Annotated in this window: 17 protein-coding genes; 4 read left to right on the forward strand and 13 right to left on the reverse strand. The window is 51.5% G+C overall.

The features are described 5' to 3' along the window. Positions 1-2: 2 nt before the first annotated feature. The 8 genes from Q0577_RS09120 to Q0577_RS09155 all read right to left on the reverse strand — a co-directional run bounded on the left by Q0577_RS09120 (position 3) and on the right by Q0577_RS09155 (position 7,526). The gene (locus Q0577_RS09120) at positions 3-776 is read right to left on the reverse strand and encodes a slipin family protein (protein WP_298735135.1); all 774 of its coding nucleotides are present in this window, start codon (positions 774-776) and stop codon (positions 3-5) included. A gap of 127 nt (positions 777-903) precedes the next feature. Next, entirely contained in the window at positions 904-2,178 is a 1,275-nt protein-coding gene (locus Q0577_RS09125; protein ID WP_298735138.1) for a nodulation protein NfeD, read from the reverse strand. Positions 2,179-2,397: 219 nt separating this feature from the next. After that, a complete protein-coding gene (locus Q0577_RS09130; protein WP_298735141.1) occupies positions 2,398-2,883 on the reverse strand; it encodes a (2Fe-2S)-binding protein in 486 nt (161 codons plus the stop codon). A 21-nt stretch (positions 2,884-2,904) separates the two neighbouring features. Further along, positions 2,905-5,064, reverse strand: a complete 2,160-nt coding sequence (locus Q0577_RS09135; protein ID WP_298735143.1) for a xanthine dehydrogenase family protein molybdopterin-binding subunit — start codon at positions 5,062-5,064, stop codon at positions 2,905-2,907. A 163-nt stretch (positions 5,065-5,227) separates the two neighbouring features. Further along, on the reverse strand, positions 5,228-6,361 hold the full coding sequence (locus tag Q0577_RS09140) for a P1 family peptidase (RefSeq protein ID WP_298735145.1): 1,134 nt from the start codon (positions 6,359-6,361) through the stop codon (positions 5,228-5,230). A gap of 37 nt (positions 6,362-6,398) precedes the next feature. Next, the gene (locus Q0577_RS09145) at positions 6,399-6,857 is read right to left on the reverse strand and encodes a DUF6644 family protein (protein WP_298735148.1); all 459 of its coding nucleotides are present in this window, start codon (positions 6,855-6,857) and stop codon (positions 6,399-6,401) included. Further along, a complete protein-coding gene (locus Q0577_RS09150) occupies positions 6,854-7,207 on the reverse strand; it encodes a DUF6152 family protein (protein WP_298735151.1) in 354 nt (117 codons plus the stop codon). The genes Q0577_RS09145 and Q0577_RS09150 overlap by 4 nt, the downstream gene beginning before the upstream one ends. A 76-nt stretch (positions 7,208-7,283) precedes the next feature. Further along, the gene (locus tag Q0577_RS09155) at positions 7,284-7,526 is read right to left on the reverse strand and encodes a hypothetical protein (protein ID WP_298735154.1); all 243 of its coding nucleotides are present in this window, start codon (positions 7,524-7,526) and stop codon (positions 7,284-7,286) included. A gap of 153 nt (positions 7,527-7,679) precedes the next feature. On the opposite strand from Q0577_RS09155, the gene Q0577_RS09160 reads away from it, so the two are divergent. Then, positions 7,680-8,303 (forward strand): DNA-3-methyladenine glycosylase, encoded by a 624-nt coding sequence (locus Q0577_RS09160; protein ID WP_298735156.1) that lies wholly within the window; start codon positions 7,680-7,682, stop codon positions 8,301-8,303. Here the strand turns inward: Q0577_RS09160 and Q0577_RS09165 are convergent. Beyond that, a complete protein-coding gene (locus Q0577_RS09165) occupies positions 8,293-8,793 on the reverse strand; it encodes an SRPBCC domain-containing protein (protein ID WP_298735158.1) in 501 nt (166 codons plus the stop codon). The genes Q0577_RS09160 and Q0577_RS09165 overlap by 11 nt on opposite strands. A gap of 289 nt (positions 8,794-9,082) precedes the next feature. On the opposite strand from Q0577_RS09165, the gene Q0577_RS09170 reads away from it, so the two are divergent. After that, positions 9,083-9,856, forward strand: a complete 774-nt coding sequence (locus Q0577_RS09170; RefSeq protein WP_298735161.1) for a hypothetical protein — start codon at positions 9,083-9,085, stop codon at positions 9,854-9,856. 332 nt (positions 9,857-10,188) lie between these two features. Here the strand turns inward: Q0577_RS09170 and Q0577_RS09175 are convergent, their stop codons facing one another. The 4 genes from Q0577_RS09175 to Q0577_RS09190 all read right to left on the reverse strand — a co-directional run bounded on the left by Q0577_RS09175 (position 10,189) and on the right by Q0577_RS09190 (position 13,953). Continuing rightward, positions 10,189-10,554, reverse strand: a complete 366-nt coding sequence (locus Q0577_RS09175; protein WP_298735164.1) for a winged helix-turn-helix domain-containing protein — start codon at positions 10,552-10,554, stop codon at positions 10,189-10,191. Positions 10,555-10,675: 121 nt separating this feature from the next. Next, on the reverse strand, positions 10,676-11,299 hold the full coding sequence (locus Q0577_RS09180; protein ID WP_298735166.1) for a hypothetical protein: 624 nt from the start codon (positions 11,297-11,299) through the stop codon (positions 10,676-10,678). 6 nt (positions 11,300-11,305) lie between these two features. Beyond that, a complete protein-coding gene (locus tag Q0577_RS09185) occupies positions 11,306-13,486 on the reverse strand; it encodes a xanthine dehydrogenase family protein molybdopterin-binding subunit (RefSeq protein ID WP_298735169.1) in 2,181 nt (726 codons plus the stop codon). Further along, complete coding sequence (locus Q0577_RS09190) at positions 13,483-13,953, reverse strand: (2Fe-2S)-binding protein (RefSeq protein WP_298735171.1); 471 nt, start codon at positions 13,951-13,953, stop codon at positions 13,483-13,485. Before Q0577_RS09190 ends, Q0577_RS09185 begins: the two co-directional genes overlap by 4 nt. A gap of 237 nt (positions 13,954-14,190) precedes the next feature. Here Q0577_RS09190 and Q0577_RS09195 point away from each other — a divergent pair, with 237 nt between their 5' ends. Together Q0577_RS09195 and Q0577_RS09200 are read left to right on the forward strand one after the other, a co-directional pair. Further along, on the forward strand, positions 14,191-14,988 hold the full coding sequence (locus Q0577_RS09195; protein WP_298735174.1) for a hypothetical protein: 798 nt from the start codon (positions 14,191-14,193) through the stop codon (positions 14,986-14,988). Positions 14,989-15,019: 31 nt separating this feature from the next. Then, positions 15,020-15,520: an FUSC family protein gene (locus Q0577_RS09200; protein WP_298735177.1), complete on the forward strand. Its 501-nt coding sequence runs from the start codon at positions 15,020-15,022 to the stop codon at positions 15,518-15,520. Positions 15,521-15,523 lie beyond the last annotated feature (3 nt).

The raw sequence follows: 15,523 nt of genomic DNA on the forward strand, positions 1-15,523 counted from the left end.
CTTTATTCTGCGGCTTTCAGCTGTTGTGCCAGGAAAGGCTTTAGCAGGTCAACCGGCACCGGGAAAATAGTAGTAGAATTGTTCTCTGTAGCGATTTCGCGCAGGGTCTGCAGGTAACGCAGGGTAAGGGCGCTGGGCTGTTCCCCTAAGATCTTGGCAGCATCTGCCAGGCGTTGTGAAGCCTGGAATTCTCCTTCAGCGGCAATCACCTTGGAGCGGCGCTCGCGTTCCGCCTCAGCCTGTTTGGCCATGGCACGCTGCATTTCCTGGGGCAGATCGATCTGCTTTACCTCTACATTGGATACTTTAACACCCCAGGGCTCCGTATGAGCGTCGATGATCTGCTGCAGCTTCTGGTTGATCTTTTCCCGCTGGGACAGGAGATCATCCAGCTCTGATTGCCCCAGTACACTGCGCAGCGTTGTCTGCGAAAGCTGGGAGGTAGCCATGAGATAATTTTCCACTTCAACCACCGCCTTGTTGGGCTGGATCACCCGGAAATACACCACAGCATTCACTTTAATGGATACATTATCCTGTGTAATGACGTCCTGGGGCGGCACATCCAACACCACTGTACGCAGACTTACCCTAACCATTTTATCAATGATGGGAATCAGCAGGATTAAACCGGGACCTTTTACACCACCACCCACCAACCGGCCCAACCGGAATACCACCGCACGTTCATACTCCCGTAAAATGCGGATCGCATTGGCCAGGATAATGACGGCGAAAACGATAATAACAATCATCCAGACAGAAACTGTTTCCATATTTGAAGGTTTAAGGTTTGATGTTTCTGGTTTGAGGTTCATTAAAAGTTAAAAGTAGCAAGCTTAGGATCCGGACCTGTACGCACACCTGTTCTTCACCTCAAACTTCAAACCTTAAACCTCAAACTTAAAAAGGTTCTACCAGCAGGGTAAGGTCACGGATGCCAACTACCCGTATTTTTTCTCCCCGGGCAATGTTGTTGCCGGTGGATATGGCCCGCCAGATCTCGCCATGAACACGCACAGTACCGCCAGGCTCCAGCGCCTCCAGGGTTTCGCCGGTCTCGCCGGCCATCGCTTCAACGCCGGTTGCCGGCTTCGCACGCAGGGCCCTTACGCCCAGGCCCAGCACAAACAGGAAAAAGAGCGCGGATACAGCCACTGCAGCAATGATCACACTACGGGAGATCCTGACGGTTTCCAGGGCCGCATCTGAACGGATCAGCATGAGCGAACCTAACAGGAGCGAGGCCACGCCGCCAATTGCCAGGATGCCGTGACTGACAATCTTAATCTCCAGGAGAAACAGGACGATGGCAAAAATGATCAGGGCAAGGCCGGCATAATTTATCGGCAGCGTATGCATGGAATAAAAAGCCAGTATCAGGCTGATCACGCCAACAACGCCCGGCAAAATGGCGCCGGGGTTATACAGCTCAAACAGGATACCATACATGCCAAGCAGCAACAGGAGATAAGCCACATTCGGATCCACCAGCAGGTCCAGTAGCTTTTCCAGGGCCGTCATTTCCACGGTTTCTACCCGGGCATTGGCTGTCCGCAGCACAGTAGCGCCTCCTTCAACGGAAATATTTTTACCGTCAATATCGCGCAACAGATCGGAGGTATTAGCCGCCACCAGGTCTACAACCCGCTTTTCCACCGCTTCTTTTTCAGTGATGGCCAGGCTGCGGCGAACAGCGTCTTCAGCCCACTGGAAATTACGCTGGCGCTTTTCAGCGATAGACCGGATAAATGCGGCGGCATCATTGGTGGCCTTATCGCTCATTACAGCGTCCATTTTGCCCTGGAGATCCACCGGGTGGGCAGCACCGATATTGGTGCCTGGCGCCATAGCAGCTATATGGGCAGCCATGGTGATAAAAACCCCCGCAGAACCGGCGTGAGCACCGCCTGGCGCTACGTATACGACTACGGGCACCGGGGATGCCAGGATATTGCTGACAATAACCCGCGTAGACTTTAGCAGGCCGCCAGGCGTGTTAAGCAGGATCACGAGGCACTCAGCCTTTTCATTGGACGCTTTTTTAATGCCGTCCCGTATGTGATCGGCGGATACCGGGTTAATGCTGCCGTCGATCTTTATGACGATCACTTTTTGTGCAGATAGTACAACCGGGATCAATAAAACGAGCCATCCCAAAAGAAAAAATTGCTTCATGGAAAGAATGGTTTATGAAGCGATGTATGTCTATTAAGTTACGTAAATTTGCTGTAATAATTCCCCGTACTGACCTCACCCTACAAATCTCCAACAACCAAGCACTCTCCCCAACTCAACCACTCTACTCCTCTGATAATTTACGTTATGTTAAATAGGATAAAGGGGATTTCTCCCCCATAACTGGCTGACCACCAACTGCTGAAATCCAGGCTTCCTTCATGAAGGCAAAGTCAGCTTCATCGCGCCGGACCTTTTGAGTTCTGCTGCCAGGTGAATGGCACTCCTGATGCGCTGGTAGGTTCCGCAGCGGCAAACATTCCCGGTCATCGCTTCATCAATATCTTTATCAGTGGGCTTTGTGTTGTGCTTAAGCAGTACGGCAGCGCTCATGATCTGGCCGGACTGGCAATAACCGCACTGGGGAACGTCAAATTCTGTCCACGCCTGTTGCAGCGGCACGGCTAAATCAGCGTCCAGGCCTTCAATAGTCACCACCTGCCGGCCATCGGCCAGGGATGCCGGCACCACACAGGAACGGATCGCCTCCCCGTCCAGGTGTACGGTGCAAGCGCCGCATTGCGCGGCTCCACAGCCGAATTTTGTACCTGTAAGTCCCAGGCGGTCACGAATAACCCAAAGCAGCGGCATATCAGCAGGCACATCCAGCTGGTGTGTTTTTCCGTTTACAGTCAACTTTATCATAAGGGATGATTGTGGCGGTTATTAACTTAAGTCCTGGTTCATCACCGGCAAATGCCGTATACGCTTACCCGTTGCAGCAAAAATTGCATTTGTGAGCGCCGGCATCATATGGCCGACGGTGGCTTCTCCCACACCGCCGGGCTTTTCATTGCTTGGCACAATAAAAGTGGAAATCTCCGGCATCTCATTGATCCGTAAGGTTTTGTAGTCATAGAAATTTCGCTGCTGCACCTTGCTGTCTTTAAAAGTGATCTCACTGTACAGGGCTGCAGACAGGCCAAATGCCAGGTTACTTTCCATCTGTGCTGCCACGCCATCGGGGTTGATGGCAAGGCCGCAGTCTATGGCACAGGTAACTTTCGTTACTCTTGGAGGCATTCCTTTTGAAACGGCTACTTCCGCCACCACCGCAGAAAAACTGCCTACTCCTTCAAACACGGCAACTCCTCTCCCATAACCTGGAGGCAAGGGCGATCCCCATCCGCTTTTTTCTGCCGCCAGGTTCAGTACGTTCACAAGGCGGGGCTCATCTTTGTACAACATACGGCGGTATGCTACAGGATCTTTTCCTGCGGCGTGTGCCAATTCGTCTGACAGACTTTCCATAGCAAAAATGGTATGGCTAAGGCCTACAGCGCGCCAGTTATCCACAGATACCGGCCATACAGGAGTATTCAGCTCTATACGTTGATCAGGTATGCTTTTGACATGCGGTGCCGTTTGCATGCCTTCAATAGAGAACATATCCACGCCATTGATAACGGCCACTTTTTCAAAAGGTCCGCCTGTCATCACAGACTGACCCACACTTATCTGTTTCCAGGCAACTGGTGTTCCGTTTTCATCAAGACCAACTTTAAAGCGGTGAAGGAAAGCCGGGCGGTACATACCACCCTGTATATCGTCTTCACGCGTCCATACTGTTTTTATCAGTTTGCCTGAAGCTTTGGCCACTTCAACTGCTTCCCGTACAAAGTCGGAACGGGTGATGTTCCTTCTTCCAAAAGAACCGCCCAGGAAAACGGTGTTGATGAACACCTTGTCTATTGGCAGACCTGTGATCTCAGCCGCCGCCTGCTGGTCGTTCGTGTGTGTTTGTGTGCCTGTCCAGATCTCACATTTATCTGCACTTAACTTCACCGTACAGTTCAGCGGCTCCATTGGCGCATGTGCCAGAAAAGGCTGATAGTATTCTGCTTCCACAACATGCGCTGCCCGGCTGAGCGCTTCGTCCGGGTTACCGGAGCTGGTGGCTGGCAATCCGCCTTTAACGGCACGTTCTTTCAGCTCTGCCAGCAAGGCATCGCTGTTTATACCTGCCGCTTCACCAAAGTCCCATTCCACCCTGAGCGCATCGCGGCCTTTTTTTGCCGCCCAGAAATCATCGCCTAATACAGCCACACCACCAGGGATGGGCACTACCTGGCGAACGCCGGGAACAGCCATGGATGCAGCGGCATCATACTCCTTTACTTTGGCGCCGGGAAAAGGCGCCCGTGCGATCAGCGCGGTAAGTAACCCGGGAAACTGCACATCCATTCCGAAGATCGCCTTCCCGTTGATCTTGACGGGGGTGTCAAGCCGTTTTACTTTCTTGCCTATAAATTTCCACTCCGCCGGGTCCTTTAACGGAACATCGGCAGGAAGTGGCAGTGCGGCAGCATCTTCTACCAGCTCACCGTAACGTATTTTTTTATCGCCGATGATCACGTGGCCATCTGCTGTGCGGCAATCCTTTACAGCCACATGATAACGGCTGGCCGCCGCCTGCACCAGTAATTGGCGGGCGGTGGCGCCGGCCTTGCGGTAACGGTCATATTCAGATAAGAGACTGGTAGAGCCGCCGGTACGCTGTGTAGCATATATAGTGTGGTAAAAGGCGGCAGCGGCGGGAGCGTGTTCCGCCTGGATGGTTTGCCAGCTGGCATCCAGCTCTTCTGCTATCAGCATGCTGAGGGATGTCCAGATGCCCTGGCCCATTTCACAGTGTGAGAGAATAACGGTAACCGTGTCATCCGATCCGATACGGAGGTATGCATTGGGCGTAAATACCGTTTCTCCGGCTGCCTGTAATTTTTTCACAAGGCGTGCGGGAACATTGAATGCAATAACCAGCCCTCCTGTGGCCAGTGCAGCTGTTCTGATGAACTGCCGGCGATCGAGCAATTGGGGTGTTGACATAATTTTGGTTTTAAACGGCTCAATAAAGTAAGGATAGTAACAGGGGGATTGTGAGACTACACTGATCTGCAAGCACTCAATAAATTTAAAAAAATTCCTGCAAAACTTTTTATGGTTTTTTGATACCGCTTAAAACTGTTAGTACGGGTAGCTGTAACTGGGGTTATCTGATCCGGTTATATTTCCTGAGCATGTTCATTACCTTTTCCATGGGAAGCGCTTCTACCATATGACCATCTCTTCCTTGCATACCGGTGGCGGCAAAGAGCGAGTTAATGATCGCTTCTTCCGTTGCCTCTATTGCCGCCATGAACAAAGGTGTAACGTATTCATTATGCAGCACTGGAACGGATTGTACCGGGCCCGTCGGCGCGTAAGGTATACGAACAGCATCCGCAGTGGAAAAAGCGATCACATAGTCGCCACTGCCATTGGAGGCAATTCCGCCTGTTTTTGCAAGGCCCATAAAAGCTCTTTTGGCCAGCCGTTCCAGGTTACGGCTGTCTACCGGTGCATCGGTGGCGACAACGATCATACAGGAGCCGTCTACCTTATTGTTCAGCTGTTCGCTGAATTCGAACTTTCCCAGCTCCTCGCCCACCGGCACACCATCGATCTGCAGCATACCGCCGAAATTGGTTTGCACCAGCACCCCAACAGTGTATCCACCCAGCTGTTGCGGCAATTTACGGGATGCAGTACCGATGCCACCCTTGAAACCGAAACAGATGGTGCCGGTGCCCGCGCCCACGCTGCCTTCCTGCACAGGGCCTGTCTGGGCATGCTGCAACGCCTGCAGCACATCCTGCCTGGTTACCGGTCGGCTGCGGATATCATTCAGCCAGCTGTCGTTCGTTTCTCCCACCACAGCATTTACAGAGCGCACGTTCTCATTGCCTTTTTGCTGCAGCGTATATTCAATCAGCGCATCCATGGCGGTGGGCACGTTCAACGTATTGGTGAGCACAACCGGTGTTTCAAGGTTACCCAGCTCAGCCACCTGCGTGCTGCCGGCCAGTTTACCGAAACCATTGCCGGCAAAGACGGCAGCCGGCACTTTCTGCTGAAAGATATTGCCTTCATAGGGCAGTATTGCGGTAACGCCCGTACGAACATCACCGCCTTTTATAATGGTAGTATGTCCAACTTTCACACCAGGTACGTCAGTTATAGCGTTCCACTGCCCGGTGGGCATTACGCCGATACGCAGACCCAGATCGCGGGCGCGCTGGGTTGTCTGGCCATTCGTTGTCTGTAATAAAGCAAGTAAAACGAAAACAATGAGGGTGATGCGCATAGGAATGAAAATAATAAAAAATAATGACTGGCTGGTATCAGTAAGCCAACAGGCGGCCGCAGGTTATCACAGCAATCCAGAGAACTATGGACAGCAGGGCCATGAGCTTAGCCCTGGTAGGGGTTCGCTGCTTTTCCGGTATGCGATCAATGAGGCGATGGAATAGCAAGGCGTTTAGTCCGGCGGTAACCAGCAACAGCATTTTCAGCCAGAACACCGGGTTGCTGGTAAGCGTTATCGCATTGGTAATGAAAAGCAGGAGGCCCGAAGGAACGATCAGTAAGAGCCCTCTTTTTGACCAGGGCAATAAATGACGGGCCAGACCTGCTACCGGAAGCTCTTTTGAAAAGCCCAGCAGGCGCAGATCGAACATGAAGGCTGCGCCTGCCAGCATAACAATGCCTGTAATATGGATGATCTCAAGGATAGGATATGCCCAGGTTGAATCGCGGATAGCACCCGCCAGCGGGCTGTTTTCCAGGTAGGCCGCAATCAACGCAGTTCATATTTCTGGTTATTGATAAAGATCCTTTCCGCACGCATTTCGTTCTTGATCTTCTTGTGCGGGTACCCCACTACGCGCAGGGAGGCGCCTTTCTTAACCATATCGGCGGTAACTCCACGGGTTTGCATGCGGCTGACGGGCGCCAATACCACCGTCCATTCTTTCTTATTATCCGTGACCTTTATAGTGGCGTGCGGGTTCTCGTAAGCAGACTCCTGGATAACGCCGGTGTAATCAAGCACCTTTTTCTGGTCATAGTTAGCCCAGCCGTGATGCAGCGGGGAGAAAGACATGCATAAGAAAATGAGGAGCAGGGCGAAGGTGTTCTTTAGTAAGACCATAGCGGGTATTATTTAGCGGTTTACTAATAAAAAACATTTTAAAGATACGCCATTTACCCTTACGCTCCTGCCCTGCTTATTGTTGCGGCGCCTCATGCACACACTCCCTGCCCCAGCCGGGGTGATGGGCGGTCCGCCAGCCGCCAAAGCGGAAGAACAGCATATTGGCAGACAGGAAAAGCACGATAGCCAGTATGGCCGCAACTCGTGAAATGACGGTCAGCGTGCGGTTCCTGGCAAATGGTCCGAAAACATACCCGATGATAAACACCATGCAGGCAATGAACAGTATCCTGAAGAAAATGAATGCGAAGATCATAACCATTAGTTTTTAAAGTTCTTAAAATCAATTGCTGAAACAAAGCTACGGCACTGCTACAGGCCTCCCGGTGCAGAATAGATCAGGGCAGGAAATGTAGATACAAAACGGCGAATTCTGTATAAATAAAGAATCGCTAAATTGGCTGCTGCAATGGAAAAACTGAGGTACTCCTTTTACAACCGTCCAGATGTACTGCTTATTGCCAGGGAATTGCTGGGCAAGGTGCTGGTAACAAGGCTCAATGGTTTCACCACCACCGGGCGCATCGTTGAAACAGAGGCCTATGCAGGTGTAACTGACCGCGCCTCTCACGCCTATGGCGGAAGGCGTACCGCCCGTACGGAAGTAATGTTCGGCAAAGGCGGTGCCGCTTACGTATACCTGATCTACGGCATCCACCATCTGCTCAATGTGGTGACCAACAGGAAAGATGTGCCGCATGCCGTGCTGATAAGGGCTATAGAGCCGCTTTCGGGCATTGAGCACATGCTAAAACGTGCTGGTAAGGACCGCTGGGATTATACCCTGGGTAAAGGCCCCGGCAATGTGTCAAAAGCCCTGGGCATCACTACCGCTTATACAGGCTGGGACCTCACTGGCAATGACATCTACATTGCTGCAGATGGTTTTACCCCTCCCGCAGACGCCATAATAGCTACGCCACGCATAGGTGTAGATTATGCCGGAGCAGATGCATTGCTGCCCTACCGGTTCATCCTGAAGGATAACCCATATGTAAGCGGTAAGCGGATCAATAACAGGCTTATGAGTTGATTACGGCGGTAAGTTTTTCGTTGCGGTTCCGCAGATCTATACCGCCTTCCATGAGTGATTTGAGGTTCACCAGGTAAAAGAGCCAGCCGCCCTGGCAGCCAATGTGGTAGTTGAATTTTGCGTCTTCATCAGTTGGAATGTTTTCCTGCGTTAATTCAACAACAGTAACGCCTTCCATTGTTTTGATACGAACGCTTACCGTGCCTGCTTTTCCAAAGATAAATTGAAGGAAATCCTTCCCGTTGGCAGCCAGTACATTCCCGGTTTCCGTTACACTGTCCGGGAAGCCAAACCATCGCCACTCATAAGTATCGCCCGGTGCAATCCTTTGCTCTTTTTCCTTTACCGCCCCTTCCCGGCTGGTGAACAATGCCTGCCGGAGGAAGAAACTTTCAAGTCCCCCGGAGCTGGTCCAGCGGTCGTAGATCTCCTGTATGGACGCATTGACAGGGATCCTTAATGTAAACTGACTCCAGTCTTTCTTTTGCATAACATATGTTTTTCAGGGATTGAACTACGCATGGGGCTGAACAGGGCCGCTGCTGCCTCCGCGTCCTGAACAAGGTTGTAAGATGCTTGCGTTTTAGCCGTCACACAACTAAGTTATACCGAAAAATTATTTTTCAATAAAATATTACCATTCGGATAAGATTATTCGTTATTAGTATATAAAAAACACCAGTTGACGAAAATGAAGTGTATTTCAATTTCCCTTACATTTATATCTCCTTCTTTAACCCAATACACCCCGCCCCTTTTTCACCCCTAAATCATTTTACATGAAACGCACTTTAATTCCCTCAGTACCGCTTGTTCTGATTACTATCAGTTCGCTGCTATCACCCGCCTGTAAGAAAGAAGACCACCATCCGGATGGGCACCCACAATGCAGTATCCAGCAGCTAAAAGGAGATCTTGGATTTGCATTAAGTGACAGCGCTGTTTTTGTCTATAATGCCAAAGGAGACCCTGTGAGCATTACAAGGACTATTCCTACCACCGGACATCCTAATTACCTGTTTTATTATGATGCTCATCGCAGGTTAACAGACTACATAGGCGTGTATAGCGACGGTGTGCATTTTGAGTTCAGGCGCCGTTACGGCTACGACAGCAAGAACAGGATCGTGCAGGATACCCTCTTCACCTTTGGCGCATTAACAGACCCGCCGCAGCAGTGGTACGTGGAGCTTATTACAACCTACACCTATGATGCCCGGAACAGGATTATCCGCCAGGATGATCAGCATCCACGCACCGGCGGCAGATATATAATGCGCTATGTCTATAACGAGGAAGGCAATCTTGAAAAGGTATACAATGGCAACAGCGTTATTTTTACCTATACCTACGACAACAAGGTCAACCTCCACCGCACGCATCCCGTTTGGCAGTTTATTGACCGGGATTTCAGCGTTAATAATCCTTTCCAGGCAATAACTTATAATAAACGGGGATTACCGCTGAAGGTCGAAAGCGATCCTACAAAATTCGATAAATATTTTCTTGGCATCGCTTATCACCAGCTGGAAGTCAGCTATAGTTGCCGCTAGACTGGGGCGTTATGCTCAGGTTAACAACGTTTGTTTTTTATAGGATTGCTTCGGCCGGCTCCCCGCTAATGCCCTCCGGGCTTCGCAATCACGGGATTGCAGACCCGGTCTTCATTCGCACGTCATTGCGACACGCAGCGCAGCCCTGCGCGTGGGGCGACGAAGCAATCCTTTCAAACGGCAAACAGGTCTTCATTCGCGCGTCATTGCGAGAAGCTCACAGTCCTGCGCGTGGGGCGACGATGCAATCTTCTAAATAAGTAACAGTACTGCGTGTAGCTTTACAACGAAACGCTAATACCCTTTTAAATTTTACTCGTTAAAAAACGGAACTATTTCAAACGGGCGGTTTCCTGTTCCAGGAACTGGCGGAATCTTTCGCGCAGCTGGCGGTGGTATTGGATCATTTGCCTGGCTTCTTCTGAAATAACGGAACCACCTCCCTTTTCTCCTCCCGTGCTGGTAAGTACAAAGGGCCGGGCGGCCATGGTGTTCATATTATTGACCAGGTCCCAGGCTTTTTTGTAAGACATACCCATCCGATGGGCCGCCTGTTTGATAGACCCTGTCTCGGCAATATGCTCCAGTAACTCTACCGGACCTGGCCCAAAAAAACGGGTGCCCTTGTTTTCGATCCAGAGGCTTCCGTTCACCCTGAAGTCACCCTGCTTCAGTATTTCCCTGATCATTTTTTCCATAAATCATGCTGCGATAAAATTGCCGGTTATCAGTAACAGCAGTCAGTATCTTCGCGCCCGTCACGCAAAACCGGCAACCGTCAAGTATTAGCTTGTCGCAGAATGAAAGTACAAATTTTAATTATTTATCAGGCAGGTAGGCGCCGGTTTCTATCCAGGTCCTGAACTGCCTGGCAAACTCTTCATGCGCCATGGGGGGCAGCGCACGGCCTTCACCGGGGTTCCAGCATCCCACCACCAGCTTGTCAAAGGAAACGTGTTCTATGAGCTGCTCTTTTGTTTTATGGCCGTTCAGGGAAGGATCCAGCAGCTGCGCGGCCAGTTCCCTGGGAGATTTACCTTCAAACACCATTTTCATATCTGCAGGCGGCAGGTGCCAGTTGGGATTGCCGGGCGGCATATGCAGTCCGGGCGTATTTTCCGGCTGGTGGCAATTGGAGCATTTCATAGCGTATAGTCCCTTACCATCAGGGCCACGCTGTACGTTCATGGTATGGATGTGGCTGTCTTCCCCCTGTAAGGGCGCATCGCCGGCCGGATGACAGTTCATGCAACGCGGGTGCATCAGCACACTGTACGCGGCAAGGAACGCCTTTTTGGACGCCACGCTGTCTTTCTTCGGTGGTCCGTCGTTCAACAGGCCGCTGCCTGTTGTATTGAAAGACAATGCTATCGCTGATACGGCGCTGACCATAAACAGCAGGTAGACAATCTTTCCTGGTCTGTAATTTCTGATGTTGGCCATAATAATTTAAGCTTTGAGGTTAATATTACAGTAGGGCAAATTCCGGAGACGTTTACCCGTAGCTGCGAAAACGGCGTTAGCAATAGCGGGGGCCACCGGCGGTACGCCCGGCTCTCCTGCCCCGCCCATTTTTTCAGTACTGTTCACAATGTGCACTTCAATGTCTGGCGGAGTATCATTCATCCTGGCAATTCGATAATTGTGGAAATTACTTTGCTGCACTTTCCCTTTTGCCAGCGTGATCTCACCGTACAGGCAGGAAGATACCCCGAAGTTAATACCACTTTCCATCTGTGCACGTACACCATCCGGGTTCACCGCCAGGCCGCAATCAACGGCGCAGACCACTTTGTGTACCTTGATCTGGCCATCATCACTCACCGATATTTCGGCTACCTGGGCTACATAGCTGAGAAAAGATTCATGCACGGCAATACCCCGGAACCTTCCTGCCGGAAGCGGGCTTCCCCAGCCGGCTTTTTCTGCAGCCAGGTTAAGCGCCGCCAGGTGACGCGGATGGTTCTTCAGCAAAGCCCGGCGATACTCCAGCGGATCCTTGCCGGCCGCTGTTGCCAGCTCGTCTATCATACATTCCATTACGGTAGCGGTATGGGTATGGCCTACCGAACGATACCACAGCACCGGCAGCTGGTATTTGGGAGAATGCAGGCCTACATAATGGTCAGGTACCTCGCTGAGGTAAGGCGAGTCTGCCACCCCTTCCACCGATGAAGGGTCTATCCCGTTCTTCATCGTTGCTTCAAAAGGAGAGCCAGCCATGATGGATTGCCCGGCCATGTTATGCTCCCAGGCCACCGGGTAACCATTATCACCCAGGCCTACACGTACTTTATGCACAAAAGCGGGACGGAAGTAAGCGCCATGTATATCATCTTCGCGGGTCCATACCATTTTGATGAATTGTCCGCTGGCCTTTGCAATATGTACCGCCTCCGAAACAAAATCACAGGCAGGGGTTCCCCTTCTGCCAAAACCACCACCCAGGAACACCGTATGCACACTAACCTGTTCAGGCTTAAAGCCTAATATCTTTGCGGCGGCCGCTTGTTCCGCCATCGGCATCTGGGTACCGGTCCATATCTCGCAATGGTCTTTCGTCAGCCGTACCGTAGCGTTCTCCGGCTCCATAGGCGTATGCGCCAGGTAAGGGAACGTATATTCTGCTTCCAGCACCTTCGCTGCTTTGGAAAGGGCATCGGCTGCATTACCCTTTTCCGCAGCGGGCAGGCCCTTACTGGCAACCAGCTTCCTGTACGCTTCCAGCTGGGTGGGGGTATCAACGCCTTCATTGCCTTCCTGGTCCCATTCCACTTTTAATGCCGCCCTCCCTTTTTTGGCGGCCCAGAAATTATCCGCAATCACCGCAACGCCGGTAGGTATCTTCACAACATTGCGTACGCCGGGTACCTTGCGGGTCCGGCTGTCGTCAAAGGATTTTACCTTGCTGCCATACACGGGCGGATGCGCTACCACTGCCGTAAGCATGTCCGGGAAATGTACATCCATTCCGAATTTTGCGCCGCCATTCACTTTCCCCGGCGCGTCCAGTCGCTTTACCCCTTTGCCGATATACCTCCATTCACCCGGTGGGCGTAAGGGTACCGGTTCGGTACGCGGCGGCAAAGTGGCAGCCAGGGCAGCTACCTGTCCGTAACTGATGCGTTTATCGCCGGCAATCACCACCCCGTTTTCGGTACGGCATTCAGAGGGGTTCACACCCAGCTTCCGGGCAGCTGCTTCCACCAGCATGGAACGTGCCAGGGCGCCCGCCTGCCGGTAACGGTCAAATTCGGACCAGGTAGAGCTGGAGCCGCCGGTGATCTGCAAACCGTAAACCGTATGTATGTACGGTGTTCCGGGAGGCGCATGCTCGATCTTGAACTTATTCCAGTCTGCATCCAGCTCTTCTGCTATCAGCATAGACAGGGTGGTCCATATGCCTTGCCCCATTTCCGCATGCGCCAGCAGGATACGGATGGTATCGTCTGCCCCGATGCTCAGGTAAGCATTGGGTGCAAAATAGGCCACCGCATCTTCACTGGCTGCGGCGCCAATAGCAGCCAGGCGTTTGGCTGCCGGCACGGTAAAGGATATCATTAACCCGCCGCCCAGCAAGGCGCCTGCCTTCAGGAAGCCGCGACGGCTGGTTGTAAGTTCGCTTTTCATGATTTACCTCCCTCTTTTTGAAGTTGCGCTGCAAGATGAATGGCTTTTCGTATACGCGGATAAGTACCGCAACGGCAAATGTTACCACTCATGGCCCTGTCAATATCATCATCACTGGGGTTCGGATTCTCGCGCAGCAACACGGCGGCAGACATGATCTGGCCAGACTGGCAGTAGCCGCATTGCGGCACATCTTCCTGCAGCCAGGCCTTCTGCAGCGGATGGCTGGTATCGGGCGAAAGCCCTTCTATGGTAACCACCTGCTGCCCGGCTGCCCTTCCCAGTTGTGTAACACAGGATCGTACAGCCTCACCGTTCAGGTGAACAGTACAGGCCCCGCACTGCGCCATACCGCAGCCGAATTTGGTGCCTGTCAGCCCAACTATATCACGGAGTACCCATAAGAGCGGCATATCAGCGGGGGCGTCAACTGTATGCTCCTTCTGGTTGATAGTAAGCTTTATCATAATACTTTTTTTTCCTTAAAGAGTTGACCAATACTTCCTTCTATTAAACAGTAGTTTAATAAAATTAGTTAAAGTACTGGATGTTTTTGTTGTATGAATCAAAGAAAAACTTGCATAATTCAAATAAGGCGCGTCAGGCCAATATTTTCCTTATCTTTAATCCAGTCTTATTTTGACCTGCGCCTTTGAAATGTACCCCAGCTATCACCCCAACGCCATCTTTAAAAGTGACTGTCTATGCATAGGATTGTCCTGCTCTTTCCTGCCTTTATGCTGTTACTGAGCAGCAATGGAACGATTAATGTAAATAACAGGCATGAAGGCCTGCAGATCAGCGCCATAAAACCTTACCCGGGAGAATCCGGCAGTGGTGATGTTGTTGTTTTTGAATATAACAGCTACGGCAACCCTGTCAGCATTACCCGCAAGACGGATGCCGGCAGTGCCGCCACTTATCTCTTCCGTTACGACGCACAGCAACGCCTTACCGATTATGCAGGCCCTTGCCAGCAGGGCCTCTTTGAAAGATGGTATCGTTACTATTACGATAACAGCAACAGGATTGCAGGAGATACGGTCTATTATTTTGGCCGCGTAGGTGAGGATGGCCCGCTCCCCGATCCCGACGCGGCAAAACCCTACAACGGCCTGCCTGTTGCACAAACAGACCGCTATGAATATGATAGGGAGAACAGGATCATTAAAGTATCCCGCAGCTTTAGTGAGGGCACTGAGATGAACATCCTGTACACCTATGATACCGCAGGCAATCTTGAAAAACGTTATACCGCTTTCAGCGGATCGCCTGATCTGAACTATACCACTGTTTTCGGGCCCTATGATAACAAGGTGAACATGCACCGCACCCATCCCATCTGGCAGTTCATTGACCAGGACTACAGCCGCAACAATCCCTTTACCGCCGACGCATACCATGCGCAGGTATTACCCCTGAAGATCAGCGCGGCCAAAGCGGGAACAGACCCGGCCTTTCTGCTGATCAGCTATGGCACGCTGGAGGTGGAATACAAATAAGCCCCACCCATCTTTTTTGTAATTTACAGGCATGACAACCTTTCCTGTTAAAAGACTGCTGGTATACATGGCTAAATGTGTTGCCGGCGCCCTATTGGTATTCTTCATCGCGTATTTAATTAACTATCACGATTATATCTGGTGCCTGATCTCCGTAATGCTGGTACTCTCCCCGGATGGTACAGATGCGGTATCCCTGGCAATGAGCCGTATAAAGGCTAACCTGGTTGGTGCGGGCGCAGGTTTGCTCATGCTGGTCGTACACCCGCCAACGGTAGTAATGGTCAGCGGTGGTATAGCCATCACCGTTGCCGTTTGTACCCTGCTGAAACTGGAACCCTCTACACGTTCAGCGCTGGCCGCCACCATTATCGTAACACTGCATGAAGCCGGCAGGCATATCTGGGATACGGCCCTGGAAAGAGTATTGTCTGTACTGGCCGGTTGCCTGCTGGGACTGCTCGTTACCTTCATTTTTCATTCCCGTTTCACAAACCGCCCTGCTGAAGGACATGCCCACCAGGAAGCATAGCTT

Origin of the sequence: uncultured Chitinophaga sp. (genome assembly GCF_937898475.1) — a bacterium.
GTDB lineage: Bacteria > Bacteroidota > Bacteroidia > Chitinophagales > Chitinophagaceae > Chitinophaga.

What these genes read in the sequence shown, in the direction of transcription:
- Q0577_RS09150 (WP_298735151.1), bottom strand. Translation starts at nt 7,207, where the DNA reads ATGGTCTTACTAAAGAACACCTTCGCCCTGCTCCTCATTTTCTTATGC.
- Q0577_RS09185 (WP_298735169.1), bottom strand. Translation starts at nt 13,486, where the DNA reads ATGAAAAGCGAACTTACAACCAGCCGTCGCGGCTTCCTGAAGGCAGGC.
- Q0577_RS09165 (WP_298735158.1), bottom strand. Translation starts at nt 8,793, where the DNA reads ATGCAAAAGAAAGACTGGAGTCAGTTTACATTAAGGATCCCTGTCAAT.
- Q0577_RS09180 (WP_298735166.1), bottom strand. Translation starts at nt 11,299, where the DNA reads ATGGCCAACATCAGAAATTACAGACCAGGAAAGATTGTCTACCTGCTG.
- Q0577_RS09195 (WP_298735174.1), top strand. Translation starts at nt 14,191, where the DNA reads ATGCATAGGATTGTCCTGCTCTTTCCTGCCTTTATGCTGTTACTGAGC.
- Q0577_RS09140 (WP_298735145.1), bottom strand. Translation starts at nt 6,361, where the DNA reads ATGCGCATCACCCTCATTGTTTTCGTTTTACTTGCTTTATTACAGACA.
- Q0577_RS09155 (WP_298735154.1), bottom strand. Translation starts at nt 7,526, where the DNA reads ATGATCTTCGCATTCATTTTCTTCAGGATACTGTTCATTGCCTGCATG.
- Q0577_RS09170 (WP_298735161.1), top strand. Translation starts at nt 9,083, where the DNA reads ATGAAACGCACTTTAATTCCCTCAGTACCGCTTGTTCTGATTACTATC.
- Q0577_RS09125 (WP_298735138.1), bottom strand. Translation starts at nt 2,178, where the DNA reads ATGAAGCAATTTTTTCTTTTGGGATGGCTCGTTTTATTGATCCCGGTT.
- Q0577_RS09120 (WP_298735135.1), bottom strand. Translation starts at nt 776, where the DNA reads ATGGAAACAGTTTCTGTCTGGATGATTGTTATTATCGTTTTCGCCGTC.
- Q0577_RS09160 (WP_298735156.1), top strand. Translation starts at nt 7,680, where the DNA reads ATGGAAAAACTGAGGTACTCCTTTTACAACCGTCCAGATGTACTGCTT.
- Q0577_RS09135 (WP_298735143.1), bottom strand. Translation starts at nt 5,064, where the DNA reads ATGTCAACACCCCAATTGCTCGATCGCCGGCAGTTCATCAGAACAGCT.
- Q0577_RS09190 (WP_298735171.1), bottom strand. Translation starts at nt 13,953, where the DNA reads ATGATAAAGCTTACTATCAACCAGAAGGAGCATACAGTTGACGCCCCC.
- Q0577_RS09200 (WP_298735177.1), top strand. Translation starts at nt 15,020, where the DNA reads ATGACAACCTTTCCTGTTAAAAGACTGCTGGTATACATGGCTAAATGT.
- Q0577_RS09175 (WP_298735164.1), bottom strand. Translation starts at nt 10,554, where the DNA reads ATGGAAAAAATGATCAGGGAAATACTGAAGCAGGGTGACTTCAGGGTG.
- Q0577_RS09130 (WP_298735141.1), bottom strand. Translation starts at nt 2,883, where the DNA reads ATGATAAAGTTGACTGTAAACGGAAAAACACACCAGCTGGATGTGCCT.